The sequence below is a fragment of the Lachnospiraceae bacterium JLR.KK002 genome, from assembly GCA_036941025.1.
Taxonomy (GTDB): domain Bacteria; phylum Bacillota; class Clostridia; order Lachnospirales; family Lachnospiraceae; genus Petralouisia.
Window position 1 is genome coordinate 2,795,083 of the sequence record JAYMNP010000001.1, and the last position, 21,573, is coordinate 2,816,655.

A 21,573-nucleotide genomic window follows, 5' to 3' on the forward strand; every position below is an offset into this window, starting at 1 on the left:
TTTTTCATAATAAATGCCAGGCGACGACAGTTGCCTGGCATCCTCCCTTTTCAGGGAATGCGCCAGGTGTACGGAGCCCTTTTAAGGCCGCCGCACACAGGCCGTTTCTCTTATTTATATACTATACTTCAAAAATCAGATCTCCGTAGGACGGCATGGGCCACATATCCTTATCTACAATCATTTCCAGTTTATCCACCGGCGTACGCAGTGCGTCCATGGCTGTTTTTACCTGGTCACGATAACAGATGGCCTGATCTCTGCCTTCGCTCATGGCGGAAGCCCGGTCTGCAATTTCCGTCAGATTCTTCAGGGCATTTTTCGCTTCTGCCAGGAGCGCGGACACTTCTTTCAGCAAATCTGTCTGGACACTGATATCCGCGTCGCATGCGGCTTTCACAGCATTGATGGAGGATGCAAGGGCTGTGGTATACTTAATTACCGCCGGGATAATCTGTTTTCCTGCCATATCAATCATGGCGCGGGCTTCAATGTTCAGCGCCTTTGCATAGCTTTCATAGAGAATCTCGCTTCTGGATACCAGTTCAGCTCTGGTAAATACGTTAAATTTTTCAAACAATGCTACGGCTTTGTCCGTAATCAGCGCCGGAACTGCATCCACCATATTGGTGATATTGGGAAGTCCCCGGCGTTCGGCTTCTTCCACCCATTCCGGTGAATAACCGTTCCCGTTAAATACAATATCCTGATGGGCTGTGGCCTGCTCTTTAATCAGGTTATGCACTGCCATCTCGAAATCATCTGCTTTTTCCAGTACGTCGCAGGCATCGGAAAAGGCTTCTGCCACAATGGTATTCAGCACCACATTAGGAGCTGCAATGGAATCATTGGAACCCACCATACGGAACTCGAATTTATTGCCGGTAAAGGCAAAGGGTGAGGTACGGTTCCGGTCAGTGGCGTCTTTCATAAAATCGGGCAAGGTCTTCACACCTGTCTGAAGCACTTCCCCTTTCAGGCTTCTGGTAGCCTCTCCGGTGCTGATTAACTGGGTCAGCACATCCTGAAGCTGTTCTCCCAGGAAAATGGAAATGATAGCGGGCGGCGCCTCATTGGCTCCCAGCCTGTGGTCATTTCCGGCGTCTGCGGCAGATTCCCGGAGTAAATCCGCATGTTTGTGCACTGCTTTCAGAATACAGGTCAGCACCAGCAGGAACTGGATATTGTCATGGGGAGTCTTGCCCGGATCCAGAAGATTGATTCCGTCATCGGTGGTGATGGACCAGTTGTTATGTTTTCCGGAACCGTTCACCCCTGCAAAGGGTTTTTCATGAAGCAGACACATCATACCGTGGCGGCCGGCTACTTTCTTCAGTGTTTCCATCACAAGCTGGTTATTGTCCACAGCCACGTTGGCTTCCGCATAGATGGGCGCCAGCTCGTGCTGGGCCGGAGCCACTTCGTTGTGCTGGGTTTTGGCGGTAACCCCCAGTTTCCACAGCTCTTTATTCACATCCCGCATATAGGCCGCAATCCGCTCCCGGATAGCTCCGAAATAATGGTCATCCATTTCCTGGCCTTTGGGAGGCATGGCGCCGAATAAGGTACGTCCGGTGAAAATCAAATCTTTCCGTTTCAGATATTTCTCCCGGTCCACCAGGAAATATTCCTGCTCCGGCCCTACGGACGGGGTCACTTTTTTGGATGTGGTATTTCCAAATAATTTCAGCAGACGCATGGACTGGATGTTAATGGCTTCCATGGAGCGCAGCAACGGAGTCTTCTGATCCAGGGCTTCTCCCGTATAGGAACAGAATGCAGTGGGAATACAGAGGGTGGCTCCTGCCGCGTCCTGCCTTACAAAGGCCGGGGAAGTGCAGTCCCAGGCAGTATAGCCTCTGGCCTCAAAGGTAGCCCGCAGTCCTCCCGATGGAAATGAGGAGGCGTCCGGCTCTCCCTTAATCAGCTCTTTTCCGGAAAAGCTCATCAGTACCTTTCCGTTCGCCATGGGAGCTGTGATAAAGGAATCATGCTTTTCCGCTGTCACTCCGGTCAGAGGCTGGAACCAGTGGGTATAATGGGTAGCACCTTTTTCAATGGCCCATTCCTTCATCTCATGGGCAACCACGTCCGCAGTCTCCAGATCCAGCTCCCTGCCTTCGCTGATTACGTCCATCAGCCGTTTGTAAACTTTTTTGGGGAGACGTTCCTGCATAACTGCATCGTTAAATACGTTTTCCCCAAAAATTTCTGATACGTTGTAATATTCGCTCATACACTCTCTTCCTTTCCAAAAAAAGGGCATTCCACCTCTGCTGGAACGCCCTTGTTCTATCGTTTGTTTTCTGTCTGGTAATACGATACTCTACTTTTCAGAAAAAAGCAATAGAAATTTTAGAAAAATTTTATTTTTTGCTATTTCAGATAAATTTATTCTTTTTCTTTCTTTTTTTTATGGAATATAGACAATGTCCTTCTGTCCGACTGTGAAATATGCTTTCTTTATGCCTTTCCAACAGAGCCGAATAATTCCATTTTCTCTTTTACGGTAGCTTTGATGGCGTCTGTGCCGGGTGCCAGCAGCTTTCTGGGGTCAAAGCCTTTGCCCTGCTGATCTTTGCCTGCTTCAATGTATTCTCTGGTTGCTGCTGCAAAGGACAACTGACATTCTGTATTTACATTGATCTTTGCAACGCCCAGGGAAATTGCCTTCTTAATCATATCTTCCGGAATGCCTGTACCACCGTGAAGTACCAGAGGCATATCGCCTGTCTGCTGCTGAATGGCATCCAGAGTCTCAAAGCTCAGTCCTGCCCAGTTATCCGGATATTTTCCGTGGATATTGCCGATGCCTGCTGCCAGCATGTCAACGCCCAGATCTGCAATTGCCTTACATTCATCCGGGTCCGCACATTCTCCTGCTCCCACAACGCCGTCTTCCTCGCCGCCGATAGCGCCTACTTCTGCTTCAATGGACATTCCTTTATCATGGGCAAGCTTTACCAGCTCTTTTGTCTTCTCCACATTTTCCTCGATGGGATAATGGGAACCGTCAAACATAATAGAAGAAAATCCTGCTTCAATACATTTCATACATCCGTCATAGCTGCCATGATCCAGATGAAGTGCAACAGGAACTGTAATCTTCAGTTCTTCCAGCATTCCGTTTACCATTCCAACTACTGTTTTGAATCCTGTCATATACTTTCCCGCGCCTTCGGATACACCCAGAATAACCGGGGATTTTAATTCCTCTGCAGTCAGTAAGACAGCCTTCGTCCACTCCAGATTGTTGATGTTAAAGTGCCCCACTGCGTAGTGTCCTGCTTTTGCTTTCTGTAACATTTCTTTTGCAGATACTAACATTTCTCTTCCTCCATTTCTGCCCCCTGTCCATGACAGGGAACGCTCCTGAATTTCAAATCTTTCGGCAAACTGTTGGGAACAGTTCTGTCCTTAGCTATTATATCCTACTTTTTCCAAAAAGAAAAGATATTATCCTGATAATTCTTTCCTTTTTATCATAATCTGAACAGCCTGTTTCACATTCTGAATTTCCACCTCCCTGTGGGCCCCTCCGAACTCTCCGTCCAGAGTCCAGGGAATTTCCTCCAGGGACTTCAGGGCAATCCGGTCTGTTTTAAAGGTATATATCAAATCCGTATCGTCAATGAGATTGGTCAGGCTTCCGATAATTTCATTCAGCTCTATGGGATTTCTGGGCATACGGATTAAAGTGACCTCAAAAAGGCCGTCGTCCAGCTCCACATGTTTCCCGGTAATATTTTTGAATCCTCCGGCGGAGGTGGAATTGGTTACCATCCCGTAGATAAATTCGTCTTCAAAGGTCTGGCCCTCACAGGTGACCTGGAGATGGTAAGACTGGATACCGGGAATCCGTTTTACCCCTTCCAGCAGGTAGGCCAGATGGCCGATTCTGTTTTTCAGCTCCTGGCTTGTGGCATAGGACACATCCGTAAACAGGCCGAAAGCCGCAATATAGACGAAATAATCTCCGTTAAAGCTGCCGATGTCACAGCCAAAGGGTTCTCCCTCCACTGCTATCCTTGCGGCCTGCTCCATACTTTTGGGAATATCCAGGGAATTGGCAAAATCGTTGGTGCTGCCTGCGGGAATATATCCGATGGGTACTTTTTTCTCCCGTTTCATCATTCCAGTTACGGTTTCGTCCAGGGTACCGTCCCCGCCGCTGCAAACTACCAGGGCGTAAACGTCTTCCGCCTGCTCCACCAGCTCCATGGCGTCCTGAGGCTTCTGGGTGGGATAAATAGTCACTTCATATCCGCTCTTTACAAACTGGTCTGTGATTTCCGATAATTTATGCTTAATCTGCCCTTTTCCGGAAAAAGGGTTATATACAAACAGCAGTTTTTTTCTTTTCATCGGAGCGCCTCCCTTAATCTTTCAGAAACTGCCGGACAGACTCCATGGCGTCTGCTTCCCGTTCTCCGTCTGTTGTCACCGTAATTTCCTCTCCTTCCGGAAGCCCCAGACTCATCATCCCCATCAGACTTCTGGCATTGATACGCTTTCCGTCTTTTTCCAGATAAACACTGCACGAATAGTAATTGGCCACCTGCACCAGTTCTGCCAGTATACGTGCATCCGCCCCATTTTTGATTCTTATTTTCATGGTTTCCCGCAGCATAGGCCTTCCTCCTTACTTTACGCAGGCGATTTTCCGCCCTGCATATTCTCACAATCTGTCTGTCTGTATTCTTCCGCCAGTTCGCATAATCTGCGAAGTCTGTGGTTCACCCCTGATTTTCCCACCGGCGGCTCCAGAAAAATTCCAAGTTCTTTTAAGGGAGCCTGGGGATACTGCAGGCGAATCAGAGCCACTTCTCTTAAATTATCCGGCAGACTGTCCAGCCCTCTGGTATGCTTTATATAATTAATGTCCTCCACCTGGCGTACTGCCGCGCTGACCGTTTTATTGATATTGGCCGTCTCGCAGTTCACCTGACGGTTGACGGAATTGCGCATTTCCTTGATAATCCGTACATTTTCCAGATTCATCAGGGCCACATGGGCCTCCATGATATTCAGCATATCCACAATCTGGGCGCCTTCTTTCAGGTAGACCACATGATTTTTTTTGCGCATGACCACTTTGGCATCCATGTCAAAGCTGTTGATGATTTCCATTAACTGTCCGGCCTTTTCTTCTCCGGTACAGACAATCTCGAAATGATAGGATTTCTCCGGGTCGCTCATGGAGCCCGCGCTTAAAAATGCGCCTCGGATAAAGGCCCGGCGGCAGCAGGATTTCTGTACCAGAATTCCGTGCACCAGTTCTCTGGTACGGATATCCTCATTTTTCTCACTGCGCCATTTGACCGCCTGCAGTACCCTGCCGACTTTCTCCTGTCCGGACAGGGAAATCACGAAGGTTCTGCTTTTGTGAAGATAAATATTCTGCCGTACCGCAATCCGACAGGTGACCTGAAAAGTCTGTTTCATCAGGATAAAGTATTTCCGGGCCAGAGAAAGGTTCTCCGTGTACACTCTGAGAATGCTTTCTTCCTCTGTTTCTTCCAGCCTTCCCGCAAAGCTCAGAATAGCTGCAATTTCCGCAATCCGGCAATGTCTGCTCTTATGAATCTGGCGTGACAGTTCTTCTTTTACCTGACCGGAAAAAGACATGTATCTCTCCTCCTGCTATTTTCCTCGCTGTCCATCCTTCTGGATGTCCCGGTGTTCAATTTTGATTCCAAAGGATTCCTGGTGCTTCAGTCTCTCGTACAGTCCGTTGGCAAGGGTCACAGACCGGTGTTTTCCTCCGGTGCAGCCTACGCTGATTACAAGCTGGGTCTTACCCTCGGTGATATAATGGGGAATCAGAAATCTCACCATGTCTTCCAGTTTATCCAGAAACTTTCCTGCTTCCGGGTACTGCATGACAAATTCCTGAATCTCTCTGGTGTTGCCTGTTTTGGCCCGCAGCCCTTCCACATAATAGGGATTGGGCAGAAACCGCACGTCAAACACCAGATCCGAATCTGTGGGGATTCCGTATTTGAAGCCAAAGGAAACAATCGTCACAAACAGATTCTTATAATCCTGATTCTTCACAAATATTTTTTCCAGCTCTGCTTTCAGCTCTCTGGTGAGCATATTGCTGGTATCCAGAATGTAATCCGCCTGTTTCCTCAGAAATTCCAGACGCATCCGCTCTTTCTGAATTCCTTTGTCCACCCGCTCCCCTCCTGCCAGAGGATGGGTACGCCGGGTTTCCTTATAACGCTTCACCAGCACCTGGTCTGTGGAATCCAGATAGAGAATATCAAAAGATGTTCCTGCCTGGCGAAGCCTGTCCAGAACATTCTGCAGTTCATCCAGTGACTGGCCGCTGCGGATATCCACCCCCAGGGCCACTTTCTGCAGCTCTGCCCCCGGCACGTCCGCAAGCTCCGCAAATTTCTCAAGAAGGGCAATCGGAAGATTATCCACACAAAAATACCCGATATCCTCCATCACTTTCAGAGCCGTACTTTTTCCTGCTCCGGACATCCCTGTCAAAATCACAAATTTCACTGCTTATCCTCCTTAATATCCCCTTAAAATTCCCCTGTAAACCTGACTTCCGGCTCCAGGCGCACCCCGGTTCTGGCTTCCACCCTGTCCTGTACGTCCCGGATTAACTGCCGGATATCCCCGGCCGTTGCCTGGCCCCGGTTGATGACAAATCCGCAGTGCTTTTCGGACACCTGGGCGCCGCCCACCTGATAGCCCCGAAGTCCCGCATCCTGGATGAGTTTTCCTGCAAAATACCCTTCCGGCCGCTTAAAGGTGCTTCCGGCGCTGGGGTATTCCAGAGGCTGTTTTGCGAATCTCTGTTCCTTCAGTTCCGCCATCCGCTGCCGGATGGCTTCCCCATTCCCTTTCTGAAGTTCCAGCTCTGCCTCCAGTACAATATAGCGGTTTTCCGGAATACAGCTATGGCGGTATCCCAAATCCAGTTCTGCCAGGCTTAGTTCTTTTTCCTGCCCTTCCGGAGTGAACACCGTTACTTTTCTCAGTATCTGCTTCATTTCTCCCCCGTAGGCTCCCGCATTCATAACCACTGCTCCGCCGATACTGCCGGGGATTCCTGAGGCAAACTCCATGCCGGTAAGTTCCTGGCGGGCTGCCTGCAGGGCCACTGCTGACAGCATCGCCCCTGCTTCTGCCCGAACGACGGTACCCTCCACGGTAATATGTTCCGCCATTTTACCCAGTTCCATCACCAGGCCCCGGACGCCCTTATCCCCCACCAGCAAATTGCTGCCGTTCCCTTTCACCATCCAGGGAATTTCAAACTCTCTGCACAGTGCAGCCACCGGCTCTATCTGCTCTCTTCCGGGACGCACATAGTAATCGGCCGGGCCTCCCACGCGAAAGGTAATGTGCCTGCTCATGGGTTCCTGTATGCTGTACTGTTCTTCCCCCAGTATCTTCCGTAACTGTTCTGAAAAAATCTCGTTTAACATTTACGCCTCTTTCAAAAATGCCGTATAGCCTCGTTTTGCTTCATATAAATCCACTTTGCTGATGATTTCCCAGGGAGCGTGCATGTTCAGCACAGCCACGCCGCTGTCAATCACAGACATATTATAATTTGCCAGAATATAGGCGATGGTTCCGCCGCCGCCCTGGTCTACCTTTCCAAGCTCTGAAGTCTGGAAAGATACGTCGTTGTCATCCATAATCTTCCGCAGCTCTGCCATGTATTCGGGATTGGCGTCGTTGGAGCCTCCTTTTCCTCTGGAGCCTGTGTACTTGTTGAACACCAGTCCGTTTCCGAAGTATGCGCAGTTTTTCTTCTCCATAACAGAGGCATACAGGGGGTCGTAAGCCGCGCTTACGTCGGAAGAAAGGACTTTGGAGCTGCTCATGGCCCGGTTGAATGTAATCTGGTTGTAACCGCCCATCTGATTCATAATTTCCGCTACCGTATAGGCAAAAAACTGAGACTGCATACCCGTAGCTCCCACGCTTCCGATTTCTTCCTTATCTACCAGCAGGCAGACTCCTGTTTTTTCGCATACGCCTGCTTCCAGAAGGGCTGCAAAGGAAGGATATGCGCATACTCTGTCATCATGGCCGTAGCCCATAATCATGCTGCGGTCAAACCCGTAGTCTCTGGCTTTTCCGGCGGGAACCACTTCGATTTCCGCTGACAGGAAATCATCTTCTTCTATATTATACTGTTCTTTCAGAATATTCAGTACATTTGCCTTGACAGTTTCTTTGGCTTTTTCCTTATCTTCTTCTTTTTCAAAGGGAATACTGCCCACCAGCACATCCAGATTTTCCCCTTCTATGACTTTGGCAGCTTTTTTCTCAAGCTGGTCTGCGGCCAGATGAATCAGCAAGTCGCTGACACCGAATACAGGATCTTCGTCTTTTTCCCCTACATTGACGATTACTTTTGTGCCGTCTTTCTTCACAATCACTCCATGAAGGGCCAGGGGCAAAGCCACCCACTGATACTTTTTCACGCCTCCATAGTAATGGGTATCCAGAAGGGCCAGCTCCGTATCTTCATAGAGGGGTACCTGTTTTAAATCCAGTCTCGGCGAGTCAATATGAGCTCCCAGGATATTCATGCCCTGTTCCAGAGGCTGTTTTCCGATGACGAACAGCGCCAGCAGTTTACCCATATTTTCCGCATATATTCTGTCCCCGGTTTTGATGGTCCGGCCGGAGGCCAGAATATCCTTTAAATCCTCGAATCCTGCTGCCTTCGCCTGAGCCACCAGCTCTGTCACGCATTCCCGCTCTGTTTTACAGTCTGAAATGAATTTTCTGTACTGTTCTCCGAAAGCAAATACTGCTTCCCGTTCCCCTTCCGGGTATTTCTTCCATGCATTTTTTCTTTCCATTGTCTGTTCCTCCTGTTCACTCTGATGATTCCCTTCACGGGCAGTTACTCTGAATCAGCCTTCGCCTGCCTCGCTCTCCGGCAGCCGGTTGTGCCGCATCAGTCCTCTTCTTCCTCATCTTCTGACTTCTGCAGGTTTTCCTGTACCCGGCGGTACAGTTCTTTCGCCGCATTGTAGCCCATCTTTTTCTGTCTGTGGTTTACCGCCGCAGACTCGCAGATGACAGCCAGATTACGTCCGGGGCGGATAGGCAGAGAGTGGCATACCACCTTATTGCCGAGAAATTCCGTATATTCCTCCTCCAGTCCCAGACGGTCATATTCGTTTTCTTTCTTCCAGTCTTCCAGTTTGATTACCAAATCTATATTCTGTTTCTCTTTCACACATTCCACGCCAAACAGAGTCTTCACATCAATAATGCCCACGCCCCGCAGCTCAATAAAATATCTGGTAATATCCGGCGCCGTTCCCACCAGCGTATGCTTGTTAATCTTGCGGATTTCCACCACATCGTCGCTGACCAGACGATGGCCTCTGCGAATCAGTTCCAGGGCGGCCTCGCTTTTACCTATTCCGCTCTCTCCCATAATCAGCAGTCCTTCTCCGTATACGTCCACCAGCACGCCGTGAATGGAAATACAGGGCGCCAGCGCTTCTCCCAGATAATAAATCAGCTCTGCCATAAATGCAGAAGTACCGTAATCTGTGGAAAGCACCGGAGTATCATGCTCCGTTGCAATCTGCAGAAGGTCTCCGTCCGGCTCCAGATTCCGGCTGAAAATGACGCAGGGTACGTTGTGAGAAAAGAATTTCCGATATAAATCCAGTTTTTCTTCCCGGTCCAGTTTCTGCATATAGGTGTGCTCCACCATGCCCACGATCTCCACTCTGCTCTTTTCAAAATAATCAAAATATCCTGCTAACTGCAATGCCGGACGGTTTACTTCGGCGGTTGTCACCTTGCGCTTCTTAATATCCACTTCCGGATTCAGTACCTTCAGATTCATCTTTTCCACTATTTTTTTCACGCTTACACCGTTCATCATATCTCCTTTTCTCCGGTTCTTCCGGCAGTAAATCTTTTCCTGTTACAGACAGAACTCCGTACGCATATTTTATCACAGATGATGCTCTCCTTCAACTGACCTGGCTACTTTAGCGGGTGAAGTAAACAGTAACAACTGCGCATTCTGGTTTTTCATTCTACAGAGTTTTTCCTGTAGAATGAAAAAAATCATAAACCGCCTGTGCCGCCTGCTGATTCATGGAAGGAAGTTCCGCCAGCGTCTCCACATCTGCTTCCCGTATGGCATCCAGTGAAAGGAATGCCTTCATCAGGGCCTTTCTTCTGGCCGCCCCAATTCCCGGAATGTCATCCAGCACAGAATGCACCTGCTCTTTGCTTCTCAGGGACCGGTGATATTCAATGGCAAACCGGTGAGCTTCATCCTGGATTCTGGTAATCAGCTTAAATCCTTCGCCGTGCCTGTCAATGGGAATCTCTTTATTCTGATAGTATAACCCGCGGGTGCGGTGATTATCATCTTTTACCATACCGCATACGGGAATATGCAGTCCAAGCTCCCCCAGCACCTTAAGAGCCACATTCACCTGCCCTTTTCCTCCGTCCATCATAATCAAATCGGGAAACCGGGTAAAGCTGCCGTATTCATGTTCCAGCGCCCGCTCTTTCATTTCTTTCTGTTCTTTCATTCCATGGGAAAACCGTCTTGTAAGCACTTCATACATGGAACCGTAATCATCGGGCCCTGTTACGGTACGCAGTTTGAATTTCCGGTAATCGCTGCGTTTGGGCTTCCCCTTTTCATAAACCACCATGGAGCCCACGGTTTCGAATCCGTTGATATTGGAAATGTCAAATGCTTCCACCCGCTTCAGTTCTTCTAACTCCAGCAGTTTTCCGATTTCCCTCAGAGCGCCGATGGTTCTTCCTTCTTCCCGCCGGATTTTCTCCTTATCCTGGGATAATACCATGGAAGCGTTCTGAGCCGCCAGCTCCACCAGCTTCTCTCTGGTGCCCTTTTTGGGAACCCGGACGTAAACTTTCTGTCCCCGTTTCTGACTCAGCCACTCCTCTATCACTTCGGATTCTTCTATTTCCTCCTGAAGCATCAGCTCTCTGGGTATAAAAGGTGTTCCGGCATAGAACTGTTTCAGAAATGTGGCCATCACCTGGGGCCTGGTATCCTCGCTTCCCACATTCACATGGAAATGGTCCCTGCCAATCAGCTTACCGTCCCGCACAAAAAATACCTGAACCACCGCGTCCTCTCCGTCCGAGGCCATGGCGATAATATCCCTGTCCTCTCCGTCCGAACTGGTAATCTTCTGTTTCTGGGCAATCTGTTTTACTGCTTTTAAAAGCTCCCGGTACTCAATGGCTTTTTCAAAATTCATATTTTCAGAGGCCGCCTGCATTTTTTCTTCCAGCTCTTTCAGTACCGGCTGGTAATTTCCATTGAGAAATTCTATCACCCGGCGAATCTGCTCCCGGTATTCTTCTTTGCTCACATTCCCCTGACAGGGAGCCATACACTGGTGGATATGATAATTCAGACAGGGCCTCTCTTTTCCGATGTCCTTGGGCAGAGACCGGCTGCAGGTCCGCAGAGAATATATCTTCTGAATCAGTTCTATGGTGTCCTTTACCGCGCCCGCGCTGGTATAAGGCCCGAAATACCGGGATTTGTCTTTTTTCATCTGACGTGAAAAGAGGACTCTGGGAAAATCCTCTCCCAGCGTCACTCTGATATAAGGGTATGTTTTATCATCCCTCAGCATGGTATTATATTTGGGCCGATGCTCCTTGATAAGATTGCATTCCAGAATCAGCGCTTCCAGCTCGGAATCGGTGATGATGTATTCAAACCGCTCAATCTGTCTCACCATCTGCTCCTTTTTCAGTCCCTCATTATGGCTGGGACGGAAATACTGGCGCACCCGATTCCGCAGGCTGACTGCCTTTCCAATGTAAATAATCGTATCCTTCGCATCGTGCATAATGTACACTCCCGGCTTTTGAGGGAGTTTTTTCAGTTCTTCCTGAATATCAAACATTATTTTATTCCTTTTAAGAGTTTATCCAGATAATCTTCTCCATTTCCGGAATCAGCCTGTTCTGCTTCCATGTCTTCCTCCGGCGCTTCTAAAGGTTCCGCCTCCGGATTTCTCTCCGGCGCTTCAGAAAGTTCTTCTTCCTGCACCTCTTCCGGCTCGCCTTCCTTATCCGGCGTATGGGAAATTTCCTTTTCTTTCCCGGAAATACCCTTTTTCACCGGAAAAAATCCCCATTCTTCCGGAGTCTCCGGCTCTGCTGAAAAGGCTTTTTTCACAGCTTCTTCCAGAGCAGACACACTGTCTTCCTGCCGGGAAGCTGTTTCTTCCTCTGCAGCCTTTTTCTCCATACGCTTTTTCCGCAGAGAGACAATGGCTGAATTCTCAGGAACTTCCATATTCAACAGGAGCTTTTCTTCCGGTTTCTCCTCCTGAGGGCCATTTACCATTACAGGAATAATCTGTATTTCTTCTTCCGGAGATTCTGACGTCTCCTGCAGAACTTCCTCTCCTTTTGAAGGTTCTGTCAGTTCCTGCGGGATTTTCCCTCCTTCCAGCGTATTGACCTCCAGATATGCCTCCGCATCCTCCGGCATATCATCCTGATTCAGTTCTTCTCCGCCTTCCAGAATCCTGGCTTCCAGCAGTTCCGCCGGACTTAAGGTATTCACTTCCAGAATCGGTTCTTCTTCCAGCGTATTGACTTCCAGATATGCCTCCACAGCTTCCGGCTGTTCCGGTTCCAGAACTTCCGGCTCCGGTTCTGATGATTCCTTCACAGATGCTTCTTCCGGCTCCGGCGTATCCGGAACTGGCTCTTTCTCCGACTCTGACTTATCCGGAACTGATTCTTCCTCCGGCTCCGGCGTTTCCGGAACTGATTTTTCCTCCGGAACAGACGTATCCGGAACTGGCTCTTTCTCCGACTCTGACTTATCCGGAACTGGTTCTTCCTCCGGCTCCGGCGTTTCCGGAACTGGCTCTTCCTCCGGAACTGATTCTTCTTCCGGTTCCGGTTTTGCAGAAATCTGCTCCGCTGTTTCCGGGACCTGCTGCTCATGTCCGGACACAGCTTTTTCTTCCGGTTTCGCAAATTCCCATTTACGAGTTTCTTCGGCTTTAAATCCTTCTGCGGCCTTTTCCGCTTCCGTTTTTTCCTCCGGCTCCGGAATTCCCTTCAGTTCACGGAAAATCTTCATAAATTCTTTTCCGGTAATTGTCTCATGTTCATAAAGGTACTGAGCAATCTCATCCAGAATGTTCCGGTTCTCCTGAAGCAGACGGGTCGCCTCGTCATAGCTGTCTTTCAGAATCTTCATAACCTCCTGGTCAATCTGGGCTGCTGTTTCCTCTCCGCAGTTCAGACTTGCCCTTCCATCCAGGTACTGGTTTTCCACAGTGACCAGTCCCATAAGGCCAAACCGTTCTGACATGCCATACTGGGTCACCATGGACCTTGCAATCTTGGTGGCCTGTTCAATATCGTTGGAAGCTCCTGTGGTAACGGAATCAAATACAATTTCCTCCGCTGCCCGGCCGCCCATATAGGTGACAAGACGGGCCACCAGTTCATTTTTGGTCATCAGGAATTTCTCTTCTTCCGGCACCTGCATGGTATAGCCCAGTGCTCCCATGGTTCTCGGCACGATGGTAATCTTCTGCACCGGTTCCGCATCTTTCTGCAAAGCAGTCACCAGCGCATGGCCCACTTCATGACAGGCAACCATTTTCTTTTCTTTCGGTCCCATTATCCGGTCTTTTTTCTCTTTACCTGCAATGACCACTTCTACCGATTCAAACAAATCTCCCTGATTTACATATTTTCTGCCCTGTTTTACCGCATTGATGGCCGCTTCATTAATCATATTGGCCAAATCTGAGCCCACTGCCCCGGACGTTGCCAGTGCAATAGCATCCAAATCCACGGAATCATCCAGAAGCACATTTTTGGCATGGACTTTCAGGGTCTCCACCCTTCCTTTCAAATCCGGTTTGTCCACAATAATTCTGCGGTCAAAACGCCCCGGACGCAGCAGAGCCTTGTCCAGTACTTCCGGACGGTTGGTTGCTGCCAGAATCAGAAGGCCTTTGGAAGTATCAAAACCGTCCATCTCCGCCAGAAGCTGATTCAGGGTCTGTTCCCGTTCATCATTGCCGCCGTATCGGGTATCCCGGCTCTTGCCGATAGCGTCAATTTCATCAATAAAAATGATACAGGGCGCCTGTTTCTGAGCTTCTTTAAACAAATCACGGACACGGGAGGCACCCACGCCCACAAACATTTCCACAAAATCAGAACCTGCCAGTGAAAAGAAAGGCACTTTCGCCTCTCCGGCCACTGCCTTGGCAAGGAGGGTCTTACCGGTTCCCGGAGGGCCCACCAGCAATGCTCCCTTGGGCAGCTTTGCTCCGATATCCGTATATTTTCTGGGATTATGCAGGAAATCCACCACTTCCTGCAGGGATTCCTTGGCCTCGTCCTGTCCCGCCACATCCTTGAATGTAACGCCTGTGGACTTCTCCACATAAACTTTTGCGGTGGTCTTCCCGACCCCCATCATTCCGCCGCCTCCCATTTTGCGGAAAATCAGAAAATAAAGCAGAATCCACACCAGCACCAGAGGCAGAATATAACTTACCATATTCCACATAATGGCTGTGGATACATCTTCCACAGTTCCGCTGAATTTAACGTCATGCTCTTTCAGCAGCGGCAGCAGCGTCTCATCATTTAATTCCGCTGTGTAATAAGTTATCCGGTATAATCTGTTCTCCTCTTTGGGCGTAATATTAATCCGGTTGGAGGTAAATGTCACCGACTCTACCTTATCCTGCTCCACCATATCTATAAATTCCGAATACGTGACTTCTTTGTTGGTGGCATCTTTGGCACAGCTGTTCAGAAGGCTGGTCAGAAAAAGCACCAGCAAAGCAGCCAGAATAAAGACCATAATCGTCATTCCGTTTTTATTGCCGCCATTATTATTTCCACCTTTGTTATTGTTATTTCCTTTGTTCTCCATTTATTTCCTCCTGCGTATCGCAACCGTCTGTTTCGCGACACCTCTTTATTATATGTGCATTTTCCTTGAAAATCAATACAATTCTCCTAAACTTTTCCCCGCATTTCTAAAGTTTTTATAAAAAGAACCGCACACAGGCCAGAGTGTGTCAACAAAAGGACAAAACTTCTAACAAATTACTTCAATTTATAATAACTTCCCTTCAATTTTCCCTCTTTTTTCAATACCCCTGCCTCTACCAGTTCTTTTAAGATTTTTAATGCACGGGAATCTTTTACATTCAGCAACTCCTGAACCTCTTTATTCGTTATTGCCCCTCTTTCCTCTATATACTGAATAATCTTTTTATAATTGTCATTTGATTTATCCGTACTTTTCCGTACTTTTTCCATACCTTTTTGCGTTTTATCCGTACTTTTTCCAATTCTGGTTTTATCCGAAAAACGGAATAAGTTTATATGAAATGCGTCTTTAAATTCCCGGTTTTTATGCTATCCTGAAAATAATCATTTGTTTTTCCATATTTTTTTGAAAGAAACTTATAAAAGTTCCCTATTACAGAAAAGTAAATATCTACAGCAGCTCTGCTTTTAAGGTTACCTGCCTTCACATAATATTCTACACTCCGTAATAAGGTATCCTTATCCATTACATTCAGGAAACAAATACAGGTAACATTCTTTTCTCTAAGTTCTAAAGAGACAAATTCGTAAAAAGCATATATTTTGCTCCTATATATATTTGCAGTTGATTCTCCATTTTCTTTCTTCTGCATATCCAAAAATTCTTTTATTTCATCGGAAAACTCCATATTTTTTCCTTTTCAAGTTCTTTATGTACTTATTTTTTGAGTTTCATCGTAACATAAGAATACTTATTTTTCAATACAGGATTTTTCTTTCCAAATCTTTTTTATTTTTATAAAAGTTCTGGCTTTCTTTCTCCGCAGGTTGTATAATATATTAGTTATAATCAGAGTTTATTAATGTTCACATATAAAGGAGGATCTGTCTATGCCCGTAAAATACGTCTTTGTCACCGGTGGAGTTGTATCCGGTCTCGGCAAGGGAATTACCGCCGCGTCCCTGGGCCGGCTGCTGAAAGCCCGCGGATACAAAGTCACCATGCAGAAATTTGACCCTTACATCAACATCGACCCCGGCACCATGAACCCCATTCAGCACGGAGAGGTCTTTGTCACCGACGACGGTGCGGAAACAGATTTGGATTTGGGCCATTACGAGCGTTTTATTGATGAAAATTTAGGCAAAAATTCCAACGTAACCACGGGCAAGGTCTACTGGTCCGTGCTCCAGAAGGAACGCCGGGGCGACTACGGCGGAGGCACTGTCCAGGTAATCCCCCATATTACCAATGAAATCAAGAGCCGGTTTTACCGGAATTTTACCACGGAAGAAACCCATATTGCCATTATCGAGGTAGGCGGTACCGTGGGTGATATGGAAAGTCAGCCCTTTCTGGAATCCATCCGCCAGTTCCAGCACGAAGTGGGACATGAGAACGCTATCTTAATCCATGTTACCCTGATTCCCTATATCACCGCTTCCGGAGAAATGAAGACAAAACCCACCCAGGCCAGTGTCAAGGAACTGCAGGGTATGGGAATCCAGCCTGATATTATTGTGTGCCGTTCGGAACATCCTCTGGACCAGGCCATCAAAGATAAAATTGCATTATTCTGCAACGTACCTGACAGCCATGTGCTTCAGAATCTGGATGTGGAGTACCTGTATGAAGCTCCTCTGGCCATGGAAAAAGAGAATCTGGCCCAGGTAGCCTGCGAATGTCTCCATCTGGACTGTCCGGAGCCGGATTTAAGCGACTGGATAGATATGGTGGACTCCCTGCGCAATCCCAACAAAGAGGTGGAAATTGCCCTTGTGGGAAAATACATTTCCCTCCACGACGCCTACATTTCCGTTGTGGAAGCTCTGAAACACGGCGGAATCGCGGAGCGGGCCACCGTCAATATCAAATGGGTGGATTCGGAACTGCTGAATGAAGAGAATGTAGCTCAGATTCTTGGAGACGTGCAGGGGATTCTGGTTCCCGGCGGATTCGGCGACCGGGGCATTGACGGTAAAATACTGGCATGTCGGTACGCAAGGGAGCATAAGGTCCCGTTCCTGGGACTCTGCCTGGGTATGCAGCTTGCCATTGTGGAATTTGCCCGCCATATCTGCGGATTCCGGGACGCTCACAGTATTGAGCTGGACCCCAACACCACTCATCCCGTCATCGCACTGATGCCTGACCAGAACGGCGTAGAAGATATCGGCGGGACACTGCGGCTGGGTTCCTGTCCCTGCGTTCTGGACAAGTCCTCCAGAGCATATCAGGTCTATGGAACGGAAACCATCCACGAGCGTCACCGTCACCGTTATGAAGTAAACAACGATTACCGCTCTGTCCTTACGGAGCACGGCATGAAGCTCTGCGGCCTTTCCCCGGACGGACGGATTGTGGAAATGGTGGAAATCCCGGATCATCCCTGGTATATTGCCACACAGGCTCATCCGGAATTAAAATCAAGGCCCAACCGGCCCCATCCGCTGTTTAAAGGCTTTGTGGAAGCTGCCATTAAAATGAAACAGCAGCCTTAACTCCCGGACTGTATGCTGAACAAAGTGTGCAATCCCCTCAAGATTGAGGGGATTGCACACTTTGACGCGCCGAGTGCAGTTGCGAAGCAACTAATACCTTTTGCACGAGTGCGCATAATTATTTTATTTCATCTATGGCTCCACAATATTGAAATATGTTGGGAAGTCTGCGATATTTCCTGTCAGCACCGACACAATATCTTCCTTCCCGCTGACAGACTCTATGGCCTCTTCCATCATCTGCCTGTCATTGTTTGCAATTCCAAGAATTCCGGCTTTTTTCATTTTTATTACCCCATCGGGATTTTCACTCCAGCCCTCCTGAGAATGAAGAAATACACCGTGGTTGATACGAAGCAGATATTGTTCTCCTTCGTCTGTAATCTCCAGATTGATGACCAGATTCAAATCTTCCATTTCTTTTGCGTCCATGCTGATTCCAAGATAGTCAAGCATGGTCTCCGTACTCATTCCGAGAGCTGCGGGCCCTGTTTTTCCCACACTTTTTTCAGGATAGTTTTCTGTGCCGTGACGAAGCTCATAAGCTCCTGTCAGATAAGCATTCCGCCATGCGCCGGACTCTGCCTGATACCCAAGCTGCTCCAGAGCGTCCGCACAGAGATTCCGGGCCTCCTGGTTCTCCGGCTGGTCATAAACCACAGCATTTGTAATCTCTGCCACCCACTGGTATTCTCCTTTTTCAAAATCTTCCCGTGCCATGGCAAGAACCCGCTCCGTATCTCCCAGATATTCCATCAGTTTCTTTGCATATTCTGATGGAGGCATCTGATTAAGGTGTACCGGATTTGCATCATACCATCCCATATATTTCTGGCAGACTGCTTTTGCATTATGGGCCAGGGTTCCGTAATACTGACGGGTATACCATACTTTTTCCAGGTCTTCCGGCAGCTCAATCATCTCCGCAATCTCTGCGGAAGTATAGCCCTGATTAATATACTGCAATGTCTGAGCCGTAATATATTTATATACGGAAGCAGTATTTATCATATATTCTCTGATTACGTCATTTCCCCAGTGGGGCCAGTTATGGGACTGGAAAATCACCTCTGTCTCATCTCCGAAATATTCCAGAGCTTTCAGAATATACTGGCCCCAGGCATTTCCGTCACGGACTTCCGCGCCCCGCAGAGTATACAGGTTGTGCATGGTTCCGGTACAGTTTTCCGCCATCCAGAGGGCTTTGTGCTGAGGCAGATATGTATTCATCTCGGCGGGAGATTCCGTACCTGGCGTAAGCTGAAACACCAGTTCCACCCCGTCCAGCGTCATCTCAAACAGTTCTTCCTTCACTTCAAAGGTGGGAGAATAATAAGAACCGGTTCCGGAAGAGGGCGTCAGTCCAATGCCTACAGACAGGCTCCCCTTTTCTCCTTTTTCCAGAAAAGTTCCATATTGGAAATCGCTTCTTCTGCGCATGGCATTTCCCGCAAATACATTTTCCTCCATAACTGCTTTTTCATACCCTTCGGGAACAATCACCAGGGTTTTTCCGGAAGCAATCTGTTCTTCCAGACTGAGCGCAGAATCTGCCAGGTCTTCCGGGGCCACCACTCCTCCGATTCCTCCATAATGGTCCACATGGGCATGGCTCACCACTACGGCAGTAATATGAGCCTCTCCAAATTCCTGTTCCAGAAGTTCCAGGGCAGCCCTGGCTGTCTCCACAGAGGTGGTGCAGTCAAATACAATCCAGCCGCTGTCACTGCGTACAAAGGTAATATTTGCCACATCGTATCCCCTGACCTGGTAAATCCCCTCTTTTACCTCAAACAGTCCGTATTTCCCGTTTAATTCCGTATTGCGCCACAGACTGGGATTGGCGCTGTCCGGGGACTTCTCTCTGTCCCTGACAAAATCATAGCAGTCCTGGCTCCAGGCAACGGAGCCGCTGTCTGTTCTGATTTCCAGGGTTTCCGGCGCCCGCAGCAGCCCCCGCTCTGCAAACTCACGTTCCTGTTCATCTGCAAAATCCAGAACCTGATATACCAGTTCGTTAGCCTGCTTTGTATACTCTGTAGGCTCCTTTACCTCCGTGCTGCTGCCCGCATCCTGTGCGGCAGCTTCCGTCTGTGTGTCCTGTGCGTCAGTTTCTGTCTGTTCTTCCCTGTTTTCCTCTTCCCGTTTTGCATGTTCCGTATCCGGCCCGGATTCTGCCGCTGCACAGCCGGCTAACATCACTGCCAGTATCAGGATACTTATTATTTTTACAGGAACATTCTTTTTCATAATAAATTACTCCTTTTCGCTTTTAAATCAGTCAGGCAATTGCCTGTTTAAATCAGCCCCCGGTTCTTCGCCTCGCTGACTGCCGCGGCCTTGCTGCTGACATTGAGCTTGCGGTAGGTTTCCCTGTTATGGTATTTTACGGTATTGGCTGTGATATCAAGAAGTTCCGCAATCTGATCCGTCCGGTAACCTTCCGCCTGCAGCCGGAGAATGTTCAGGGCGTTTTCCGACAGTACAATCTCTCCGGTCCTCTTTTCTTTTAAATAGGCAGGATAATACCGCTCCATCCGTTCGCATTCACTGATTACCTGCTTCCGGAAACTTTCCTCTTTCCACTGGAATTCCCCGGCCCGAAGCAGTTTCAGAACAACCCCTCCCTCTCTGGAAAAAAGCCTTACAAAATGATATTCCTCCGCTCTGGCAATGCATTCCTGCAAAATGGTTTTCCAGTCCTCCTCTCCCATTCGGTATCTGGTGATTGCCAGGAGCAGGGAGGACTCCATATCAACATAAATCCGTTTCTGCTTCCGGGCATAGTAAAGCATTCTCTGCAAGAGCCCGTATGCCCTGTCATATTTTCCAAATTCAAGATAACACCGTATTTTTGTCAGATAACGGAACCGCTCCAGGGAGCAGAAGTCCTTATTTTCATCGGGCGCTTCCTCCATCCATTCCAGAACCTGGGAAATTTTGCCCTGATAAAGGCAAATCCGGCAGCGAAATGCAGACAGATTAGGCCGAAACCGGGATACTTCCTGCTCTGCTTTCCAGCCAAACCCTTCGAGAATATCTCTGGCGTCTTCTCCATGTCCGTTCAGTACCGACTGCCACACAAGAATTCCCACAGCCACAAATGTCAGCTCCATTTTACCGCCGGCCTCCGACTGCATACGCCCTTTTTCTGCCAGGGACACAATCTTATAACTGTCCAGGCCTTTTTCAAAATAGCTCTCTGCCAGAGCTATGCTTACCAGCCCTTTTCCATAATTTCCAAGAACAAATTCCACCAGTTTTCCAATGCTGGCCGCCAGTTCCCTGTCTTTTTTACTCCATTCACAGAAGTCTTTGCCTCCGTTCATCAGGGAAGGCAGATTGGATGTTACGGAAAACTCCGGCAATATGACTTTTCCATCTTTCAGCAGGGTACCTGCATGTTTCAGAAGATCCACCATCTGCACCGTCCCCCTGTGGGGCAGTCCGATATCCAGATACAGCAGCCTGTTTTTCGCCTCCCGTCTGGCACTGCCTTCGTGTTCCCTGGCAAACTTTTCCAGTTTTTCATACCACCGTTCGCTTTCCTCCGGATTCATCAGTATGGACTGCAGCATACTCATACCCGCTGTCAGCACAGGGCTTGTGGCGATAGATTCTTCCGGCAGCATCAGGTAATACCTGCGCAGTTCAAAATAATGGCCTGTGGCCGGATTCTGTCTTGCATTGGCCACCAGCAGCCGCAGAATACTCTGCTCATCCCCGCATTTTTCATACATCTGAAGGGCATTGGGAATGTCTCCGTATATCTCATACATCCGTCCCGCATTATAATAAATTCTGTAGAGCAGTTCCCTGTCATACTTTCGCTCAAGGTAAGCGTGGACAGCTCCTTTCAGCACAAAATTATATAGGCGTTTGCGAAACGCCAGAACCCACATAAATACGGGATTCTTTTTGTTACAAAATAAAACAACTCCTCACTGGTTTGTGGTAAAATTGAGATGTCGAGTAACAATCAACCATCCACCAGAAAGGAGT

At 48.3% G+C, this 21,573-nt stretch carries 15 protein-coding genes and 1 pseudogene; 1 reads left to right on the forward strand and 15 read right to left on the reverse strand.

Going from position 1 to position 21,573, the window contains the following annotated elements; genetic code table 11:
• Window positions 1–121: 121 nt before the first annotated feature.
• The 13 genes and pseudogenes from VSQ32_13680 to VSQ32_13740 form a co-directional block, all read right to left on the reverse strand.
• Window positions 122–2,236, reverse strand: a complete 2,115-nt coding sequence (locus VSQ32_13680) for a glutamine synthetase III (GenBank protein MEH2943884.1) — start codon at window positions 2,234–2,236, stop codon at window positions 122–124.
• Window positions 2,237–2,463: 227 nt separating this feature from the next.
• A complete protein-coding gene (gene fba, locus VSQ32_13685) occupies window positions 2,464–3,327 on the reverse strand; it encodes a class II fructose-1,6-bisphosphate aldolase (GenBank protein ID MEH2943885.1) in 864 nt (287 codons plus the stop codon).
• Between the two features lie 129 nt (window positions 3,328–3,456).
• Entirely contained in the window at window positions 3,457–4,365 is a 909-nt protein-coding gene (locus VSQ32_13690) for a YegS/Rv2252/BmrU family lipid kinase (GenBank protein ID MEH2943886.1), read from the reverse strand.
• A 13-nt stretch (window positions 4,366–4,378) separates the two neighbouring features.
• On the reverse strand, window positions 4,379–4,630 hold the full coding sequence (locus VSQ32_13695) for an HPr family phosphocarrier protein (protein ID MEH2943887.1): 252 nt from the start codon (window positions 4,628–4,630) through the stop codon (window positions 4,379–4,381).
• Window positions 4,631–4,647: 17 nt separating this feature from the next.
• Window positions 4,648–5,628 (reverse strand): DNA-binding protein WhiA, encoded by a 981-nt coding sequence (gene whiA, locus VSQ32_13700; protein MEH2943888.1) that lies wholly within the window; start codon window positions 5,626–5,628, stop codon window positions 4,648–4,650.
• A gap of 15 nt (window positions 5,629–5,643) precedes the next feature.
• Window positions 5,644–6,519, reverse strand: a complete 876-nt coding sequence (gene rapZ / locus VSQ32_13705; protein ID MEH2943889.1) for an RNase adapter RapZ — start codon at window positions 6,517–6,519, stop codon at window positions 5,644–5,646.
• A gap of 23 nt (window positions 6,520–6,542) precedes the next feature.
• Window positions 6,543–7,454 (reverse strand): UDP-N-acetylmuramate dehydrogenase, encoded by a 912-nt coding sequence (murB, locus tag VSQ32_13710; GenBank protein MEH2943890.1) that lies wholly within the window; start codon window positions 7,452–7,454, stop codon window positions 6,543–6,545.
• On the reverse strand, window positions 7,455–8,849 hold the full coding sequence (locus VSQ32_13715) for an aminopeptidase (protein MEH2943891.1): 1,395 nt from the start codon (window positions 8,847–8,849) through the stop codon (window positions 7,455–7,457).
• A 98-nt stretch (window positions 8,850–8,947) separates the two neighbouring features.
• Window positions 8,948–9,892 carry an HPr(Ser) kinase/phosphatase gene (gene hprK, locus VSQ32_13720; GenBank protein MEH2943892.1) on the reverse strand — a complete coding sequence of 315 codons (945 nt, stop codon included), beginning with the start codon at window positions 9,890–9,892 and terminating at the stop codon, window positions 8,948–8,950.
• A 160-nt stretch (window positions 9,893–10,052) separates the two neighbouring features.
• Entirely contained in the window at window positions 10,053–11,927 is a 1,875-nt protein-coding gene (gene uvrC, locus VSQ32_13725; GenBank protein ID MEH2943893.1) for an excinuclease ABC subunit UvrC, read from the reverse strand.
• A 1,148-nt stretch (window positions 11,928–13,075) separates the two neighbouring features.
• Window positions 13,076–14,947: pseudogene (gene ftsH / locus VSQ32_13730) on the reverse strand (ATP-dependent zinc metalloprotease FtsH).
• A gap of 176 nt (window positions 14,948–15,123) precedes the next feature.
• A complete protein-coding gene (locus VSQ32_13735; protein MEH2943894.1) occupies window positions 15,124–15,339 on the reverse strand; it encodes a winged helix-turn-helix transcriptional regulator in 216 nt (71 codons plus the stop codon).
• Between the two features lie 62 nt (window positions 15,340–15,401).
• Entirely contained in the window at window positions 15,402–15,758 is a 357-nt protein-coding gene (locus VSQ32_13740) for a hypothetical protein (GenBank protein MEH2943895.1), read from the reverse strand.
• 202 nt (window positions 15,759–15,960) lie between these two features.
• Here VSQ32_13740 and VSQ32_13745 point away from each other — a divergent pair, with 202 nt between their 5' ends.
• Entirely contained in the window at window positions 15,961–17,571 is a 1,611-nt protein-coding gene (locus VSQ32_13745) for a CTP synthase (GenBank protein ID MEH2943896.1), read from the forward strand.
• 132 nt (window positions 17,572–17,703) lie between these two features.
• On the opposite strand, the gene VSQ32_13750 is transcribed toward VSQ32_13745, so the two are convergent.
• On the reverse strand, window positions 17,704–19,821 hold the full coding sequence (locus VSQ32_13750) for an alkyl sulfatase dimerization domain-containing protein (GenBank protein ID MEH2943897.1): 2,118 nt from the start codon (window positions 19,819–19,821) through the stop codon (window positions 17,704–17,706).
• A gap of 47 nt (window positions 19,822–19,868) precedes the next feature.
• A complete protein-coding gene (locus VSQ32_13755) occupies window positions 19,869–21,473 on the reverse strand; it encodes a LuxR C-terminal-related transcriptional regulator (GenBank protein ID MEH2943898.1) in 1,605 nt (534 codons plus the stop codon).
• Window positions 21,474–21,573: the final 100 nt, after the last annotated feature.

Excerpts from the sequence above, each read along its gene's own strand:
- VSQ32_13695 (MEH2943887.1), bottom strand. The coding sequence starts at position 4,630 with ATGCTGCGGGAAACCATGAAAATAAGAATCAAAAATGGGGCGGATGCA.
- VSQ32_13755 (MEH2943898.1), bottom strand. The coding sequence starts at position 21,473 with ATGTGGGTTCTGGCGTTTCGCAAACGCCTATATAATTTTGTGCTGAAA.
- VSQ32_13680 (MEH2943884.1), bottom strand. The coding sequence starts at position 2,236 with ATGAGCGAATATTACAACGTATCAGAAATTTTTGGGGAAAACGTATTT.
- VSQ32_13690 (MEH2943886.1), bottom strand. The coding sequence starts at position 4,365 with ATGAAAAGAAAAAAACTGCTGTTTGTATATAACCCTTTTTCCGGAAAA.
- VSQ32_13740 (MEH2943895.1), bottom strand. The coding sequence starts at position 15,758 with ATGGAGTTTTCCGATGAAATAAAAGAATTTTTGGATATGCAGAAGAAA.
- VSQ32_13745 (MEH2943896.1), top strand. The coding sequence starts at position 15,961 with ATGCCCGTAAAATACGTCTTTGTCACCGGTGGAGTTGTATCCGGTCTC.
- murB (MEH2943890.1), bottom strand. The coding sequence starts at position 7,454 with ATGTTAAACGAGATTTTTTCAGAACAGTTACGGAAGATACTGGGGGAA.
- uvrC (MEH2943893.1), bottom strand. The coding sequence starts at position 11,927 with ATGTTTGATATTCAGGAAGAACTGAAAAAACTCCCTCAAAAGCCGGGA.
- VSQ32_13735 (MEH2943894.1), bottom strand. The coding sequence starts at position 15,339 with ATGGAAAAAGTACGGAAAAGTACGGATAAATCAAATGACAATTATAAA.
- VSQ32_13715 (MEH2943891.1), bottom strand. The coding sequence starts at position 8,849 with ATGGAAAGAAAAAATGCATGGAAGAAATACCCGGAAGGGGAACGGGAA.
- fba (MEH2943885.1), bottom strand. The coding sequence starts at position 3,327 with ATGTTAGTATCTGCAAAAGAAATGTTACAGAAAGCAAAAGCAGGACAC.
- hprK (MEH2943892.1), bottom strand. The coding sequence starts at position 9,892 with ATGAACGGTGTAAGCGTGAAAAAAATAGTGGAAAAGATGAATCTGAAG.
- VSQ32_13750 (MEH2943897.1), bottom strand. The coding sequence starts at position 19,821 with ATGAAAAAGAATGTTCCTGTAAAAATAATAAGTATCCTGATACTGGCA.
- whiA (MEH2943888.1), bottom strand. The coding sequence starts at position 5,628 with ATGTCTTTTTCCGGTCAGGTAAAAGAAGAACTGTCACGCCAGATTCAT.